General features: G+C 57.3%; 8 protein-coding genes. All 8 read left to right on the top strand.

Going from position 1 to position 5,720, the window contains the following annotated elements; genetic code table 11:
- The coding region (locus O6929_10905; GenBank protein ID MCZ6480895.1) for an efflux RND transporter permease subunit at nt 1-499 on the top strand (499 nt) is incomplete at its 5' end.
- A 162-nt stretch (nt 500-661) separates the two neighbouring features.
- Nucleotides 662-1,357 (top strand): tetratricopeptide repeat protein, encoded by a 696-nt coding sequence (locus O6929_10900; GenBank protein ID MCZ6480894.1) that lies wholly within the window; start codon nt 662-664, stop codon nt 1,355-1,357.
- Entirely contained in the window at nt 1,300-1,887 is a 588-nt protein-coding gene (locus tag O6929_10895) for a hypothetical protein (protein ID MCZ6480893.1), read from the top strand. The genes O6929_10900 and O6929_10895 overlap by 58 nt, the downstream gene beginning before the upstream one ends.
- A 1,034-nt stretch (nt 1,888-2,921) precedes the next feature.
- Nucleotides 2,922-3,377 (top strand): hypothetical protein, encoded by a 456-nt coding sequence (locus O6929_10890; protein ID MCZ6480892.1) that lies wholly within the window; start codon nt 2,922-2,924, stop codon nt 3,375-3,377.
- Nucleotides 3,378-3,572: 195 nt separating this feature from the next.
- Entirely contained in the window at nt 3,573-4,451 is an 879-nt protein-coding gene (locus O6929_10885; protein ID MCZ6480891.1) for a deaminase, read from the top strand.
- Between the two features lie 99 nt (nt 4,452-4,550).
- Nucleotides 4,551-4,721, top strand: coding sequence for a DUF5131 family protein (locus O6929_10880; protein ID MCZ6480890.1), 171 nt, complete (start codon nt 4,551-4,553; stop codon nt 4,719-4,721).
- 307 nt (nt 4,722-5,028) lie between these two features.
- Nucleotides 5,029-5,472 carry a hypothetical protein gene (locus tag O6929_10875; protein ID MCZ6480889.1) on the top strand — a complete coding sequence of 148 codons (444 nt, stop codon included), beginning with the start codon at nt 5,029-5,031 and terminating at the stop codon, nt 5,470-5,472.
- Between the two features lie 51 nt (nt 5,473-5,523).
- Nucleotides 5,524-5,720, top strand: a 197-nt coding sequence (locus O6929_10870; protein MCZ6480888.1) for an exonuclease SbcCD subunit D, incomplete at its 3' end; no start/stop codon positions are given.

The following is a 5,720-nucleotide window of genomic DNA, read 5'->3' as shown; positions in this document are numbered from 1 at the left end:
CGGAGGAGTCATAGCAATCGCTTTCACGGGGGGGGTCATTAGTGTCCCGTCTCTGATCGGTCTGATTGGTGTTTTCGGGATCGCTGCGAGAAATGGAATTATTCTCGTGACGCATTACCGTCACCTTCGGGCTGAGGGGCTTGACCGGGAGGCGGTCGTAATCGAAGGCTCGCTGGAGCGGCTCGCCCCCGTCTTGATGACCGCCGCCGCGGCCGGGTTGGGCCTCCTTCCCCTCCTCTTCGGCGACATCGCTGGCAAGGAGCTGGAGCGGCCGATGGCCTATGTCATCATCGGCGGCCTGGCCACCTCCACGTTCCTCAACATGTTGGTGGTCCCGACCCTCTACCTGAAGTGGGGGTGGGACTCCGAAGAAGTCTGGCAGCGCCAGCTCGCCCTGGAGCGCGGCGAGTTCCTGGATTTTCACGAGCCTGTCCCTATTCGTGGCGGAGGGGCTCCAAATGATGCTGGGAGAGACCGTGTTGAGGACAGCGATACGTGAGCACAATGCCGACGGAACGTGGGACGACCCTGATACAAAAAACCAAAGCCAGAGGAAAATAGTTGCCTCTTCGTTTGGAGACAGGGTAAGCTCAAACGAGCACTTTTGTCGTGAGCGCGGAATCGCGAGCAGCCGTCTTCCTTTGTCCGGGCAGACTAAGGCATGAATCGCGTTTTTCTCTTTTTCCTACTGAGCTGGTTGCTCCACAATCCTATCCTGGCCCTCTTGGTCGTCGCCGCGCTCTCCCTGCCGGGTTACCTGTACGCCAGCGGATGGATGTTCCGACTGCTCCGGCAGGTCCGGCACAGGCAAGAGATAGAGCAACTCCGTCAGATCGTCGCAGTCAACCCCCACAATGTGGCAGCCCAGACTGACCTCGGTCGGGAATTGGCCCTGGCAGGAAGGCCTCAGGAGGCTCTCGAGCACCTCCGGGCTGCCGAACCCCGTTCTGCCGACTCGGCCGAGACCCTCTACTTTCTTGGCCACAGCCTCCTCGCACTCGGAGACTGGGAAAAGGGAAGTGGCTACGTCCAACGGGCCCTCGCGATAGACCCGAAATTCCGTTACGGCGAACCGTACCTGCGCCTCGGAGATTACCATCTCGAACGAAGGCGGTTTGCCGAGGCACTCCCCTACTACGAGACCTTCCGGTCCATCCACACCTCGAGCGCCGAGGGGCTCTATAAGCTCGGCTGGTGCTATCAGGAGGTGGGTCGGTCCACGGAGGCACGAGAGACCCTCACTGCCGCTGTTGAGGCGTTCCGCACGGGGCCCCGGTACAAACGGCGTGAGGACCGACCGTGGTTTCGGCGGGCCAGGCGCCTCCTCCGACGCCTCCCGAGCGACGGGCCTCGGTAACGCTAATGGTCTTTGCCTACTACAATCGCCTCACCCGCGCTCAGAAGCGTATCTACGACAGGAGCGACGGTGTCATTACCGTCCACCTGCCTCAGGCGGCATCTCTGTCCCCCCTGATAGGGGAGATCGCCGAGGCGCTGAAGCGTGAGGACCGTGGAAAGACCGAGGCTGCTTCCCAACAACTCGTTACCGCCCTCACGGACAGGCTCAGGGTGGCTCCTGTCCACGTTGAAGTGCTGGCAAAACGCCCTTCCCGGAGCTGGGGCGAACTCTACGGCCTGTACTCCCCTGCCGACGGCCGCACGCCTGTCCGTGTCACCGTGTGGATGCGGACGGCGCACCGGCGTCAAGTGGTGGCCTTCCGGACATTCTTGAGGACTCTCCTGCACGAACTCTGTCATCACCTAGATTACGAACTCTTCGATCTCAAGGAGTCCTTCCATACCCAGGGCTTCTATCAACGGGAATCGAACCTCTTCCATCAGCTCGTGAGGGATCGCGATGAAAGACCCCGAGTGGTAAAGGAGTAGTAAAGGTACCGGACACCTTTGGAGGGAGGACTATCTGTACCCGGCCGAGTGGTTCGTGATGATTCAGGTCCCAGAAGCGGTACAGGCGTCACTCCTCCGGGCCTCTTAGGCGGCGACGTCGTCGTCTAACCTTTCGCTCCGGCGGACGGCGCCAAAAAAGTAGAATGTCCCCTTTTTGTACCTCGGCCACAATTCCGGGGACACCATATTTAATTCTTGACTTTGGGCTTGCGTTGCCAATAAGGCATAAGAAAAATAAGTATGGTGTCCCCAGATTTCCCTGGGACTCAACATCACCCCAGGTGCAGGGCCAGCGATTTGGACAAGTTCAAGAACACAGACTCCGTATGGGACTTGCCTAGCCAATCGCATACGCTAATCCAAAAGGCCATTGAGTCTGTGCTTCCCGTCGAGTTCAAGGTGCATGAGATATCAGCTCGTTCCTTTCTCGTTGACCGAAACGAATTCGAGAAGACTGAGCTTGAGCGACTCATTGAAGCACAGAAGGACTTGATGATCGCTGTCGCGACAGGGGGACCGAGAATAGAGTCGAAGAATCGAGAGTACAAGGAGCGGAGCGTGGGGGAAAATGGGGATAAGTCCAATAATTGCTCCATCTACGTGACCCCATCTACGCTATGCTAACCAGTGTTTGTCGGCAACGGCGAATACCGCAGGACCTTGGCAAGTCCTTGGAAACCGGTGAGAATCGCCGCGTCCGTTGGAAGTCTTTGGATCGGGATATGCTGATCAGCATACTCAATAGTTAGACCGCATTCAATGAGGAGTCGGGGCCTTGGCTGAGAACCTTACCCCTGAACAGGTGCGAGATGCAAAGCTCGCGGCGATACCAGCGCCACTCGGCGAACTGCACCACACACTTTACAATGAGGTCGCGTGGTTGCATCTGAAGTGGCAGGATTTCCGTACCCTCTTCGGAGGTACGGAACAGACAATTGAGCTGCTGAACCAAACGGCCCCGAGTTTCTTTCACCATCTTCAGAGAACACTCTGGGAAGACGTGCTCCTCCATTTTGTGCAGACTCACAGACCCGCCTCAGTCCGCCGGCCACGCCAACCTTACACTTATGCGACTGTCGGGCATGATCCCCGACCCCAAGCTCCGCAGTCAGGTGGACTCGCTGGTGAAGATAGCGGATCAGAAGACCAAATTTGCCAGAGACTGGCGTAACCGCCGCCTCGCTCACAAAGAGCTTCCCCCCTTGGGCGGACAGCAGTCACAACCTCTTGCGGCAGCGAGCCGGCAGCATGTTGAACAGCCTCTCGCCGCGATCCCCAACGCCATGAACGCTGTCGAACAACACTTCACGAAGTCCACGGTGGCCTACGAACACTCGATCGCCGCTTTGACGAGAGTCAACTCTCTCCTTCTCTACCTGCGAAGGGGACTTGAAGCTCAACGCCAGGGGCGGGATTCGGGGGACATAATACTGATTTCTTCCGAAGCCCGGCTGAGGACCTCGCCTTGACCCCAAACCGCCTCTTGACCTAAGACTGGATATACTGCAATCCCTGCAGTGTTTGCGCTGGTCAGTTAGTTCAGGGTCTTTCCAAGACATGACAAAAACGATAAGATCGCAACCAACAACCAAAAGCTGCCATCACGATATACTGAAGGAACGGTAACCGATGCTGATCAGTATACTCAATAGTTGGGTGGACCAATGACTGATCCAGTTTTAACCTACATGCGCCTAGCTGTTGATGAGGCCAAGAAGTCCAAGGCCGAGGACGACAGGCATCATCCTAAGGTGGGTGTTGTCATTGTCAGGGATAAGGTGGTGCTCGGTAGCGCACACCGAGGCGAACTCGAGGCCGGAGACCACGCCGAGTTCACGCTGCTTGAAAAGAAGTTGTCCGAGGTCGAACTGAAGGGTGCGACTCTCTTCACAACACTAGAGCCGTGCACGGCGCGCGGCTCACACAAACCGTGCTTGAACTGGATCGTGGAGAAAGGAATAGCCAGAGTTTTCATCGGCATGTTGGATCCTAACCCACGGGTCCATAGCCAGGGTTCAAGGAAGCTTCGAGAGCACGGCGTTGAAGTCATGTACTTCCCAATGGAACTGCGGGAGGAGATAGAGGCGGACAATCTCGCGTTCATTTTACAGTTCCGGGCGAATCCAAAGCTAGCAGGCAAGGCGGCTTTCAACTACACCGATAACGATGGCCTGTTCACGATCGGTCATGGAGAGTGGCTGTTTGAGACAAATTGGACGAAGGCAAGCGATGTGGCGTTCTATGTGTACAACGATCCACCGAGCATCGCTGGAGTTGCTGTTGCACTAGATGCCCGCAACGTTTCCGACCTTCGTGATGCGAGCGTGTATAACATGTCGTCGCGCACTAGAATGCCACGGGAAGGCCAGTTTGTCGTACTAAGGAATGCGAACGGATACTTTGCTGCTATTCACATTCAGGACATAAAGGATCGCGACGGCTCCGACACCGAGGATGAGCTGGTTTTTCAATATTGGATTCTGGACGACAAGACAGCTGATTTTTCTGCGATTGCGGCGTTGCCGGCAGGGTCCGATCGGTAGGCAGTCCTAGCAAAGGGGTGGGGGTCAGGCTTGAATACGTGAACGATTGGGCGTCGGGCTATGAGCAGTTTCGTCAACCAGCGACTTGACCCCATATGATTGACCCTATATGAGACCCCATATGACCTCGCCTATATTCAGCAGGTCTTTGCAATAATGGAGCGGACGCCTTGGCACACATATCAGATATTGACCAAGCGCTCGGAACGTATGGCCTTCGTCGCACCATTGCTCTCGTGGAAGGGGGGAAAAGGGGATAAGTCCCATTAGAAAAGGGGATAAGTCCCATTATTGGCCTTGGCCGACCGGTATTATGCTGGCCCGGAGCCCCATGCAGGATATTATGCGGAAACTATATACTTAATAGTTATACGCACAGCACTTGCCGACAGAAACTCACATGACCCATGCCGACCAATGGAAGGCGCTTTCGAGTCGTATCCGCGGCTTGGTACAGGCGGTGCTGCTTCATGCACAGTTTCATATAAGGTAATGGACACATTTCGGAGGCTAACCGATTGATTTCCTTGGGGCGGTGCCGGAGTTTTTTGGGAGCTGGACTCGAGGGAGAAGCCCCATGAAACCATGCCCGGTTGCAGAGGAGCTCCTCGGCCCCGTGTTGCGGGTGGCCATGCCCCGCGCCTGTCTGGTGGACGCCGAGGTGTATACCCTGGCCGCCCTCCGCTATCTCGATCGGAACCCCCCCGTCCGGGTCTGCCTGGTCGAGGACCCCGCCACGTACCCTTGGTCGAGCTGTGCGGCCTACGCCGTGGGGACGCCGAATCGCCTGATCACGTTCCATCCCAGCTACGTGGCGCTGAGCCCCTATCCCAAGGTGCGGCAACGGCACTACCGTACCCTGCTCTTGCCGAGTCCGGATCCCCGGCTGGATGGCCGCGATCCCCGCTGGAGCACCCAACGGGCCGTGGGGAGCCCAGCTTTCGTGGCCCGGCTTGTCCCCCCACGCGGCCGAAGAAGAATCATCCCTGTGCCTCCACGAATTCACCCACTTGGAGGCTGAAAGGTGTCCGGTACCTTTTCTACCTCGGGTTTGGGCGCGCGAGGGTATCTCATGATGTCCGTGACACGCTTTCTCCATACAGGCGATTGGCAGCTGGGTATGACCCACCATTTCCTCTCGGAAGGAGCCCAGGAGAGGTACAGCCAGGCGCGGGTGGACGCCATTCGGACCATGGGACGCATCGCCAAGGAGGAGAGTTGTCAGTTCATGCTGGTGTGCGGCGACGCCTTCGAGTCGAACCAAGTGGA

The organism is Candidatus Methylomirabilota bacterium, from assembly GCA_027293415.1.
In the GTDB taxonomy this organism is placed as follows: domain Bacteria; phylum Methylomirabilota; class Methylomirabilia; order Methylomirabilales; family CSP1-5; genus CSP1-5.
Note: the sequence above shows the minus strand (reverse complement) of the source record. Positions and strands in the feature narration are given on the sequence as shown.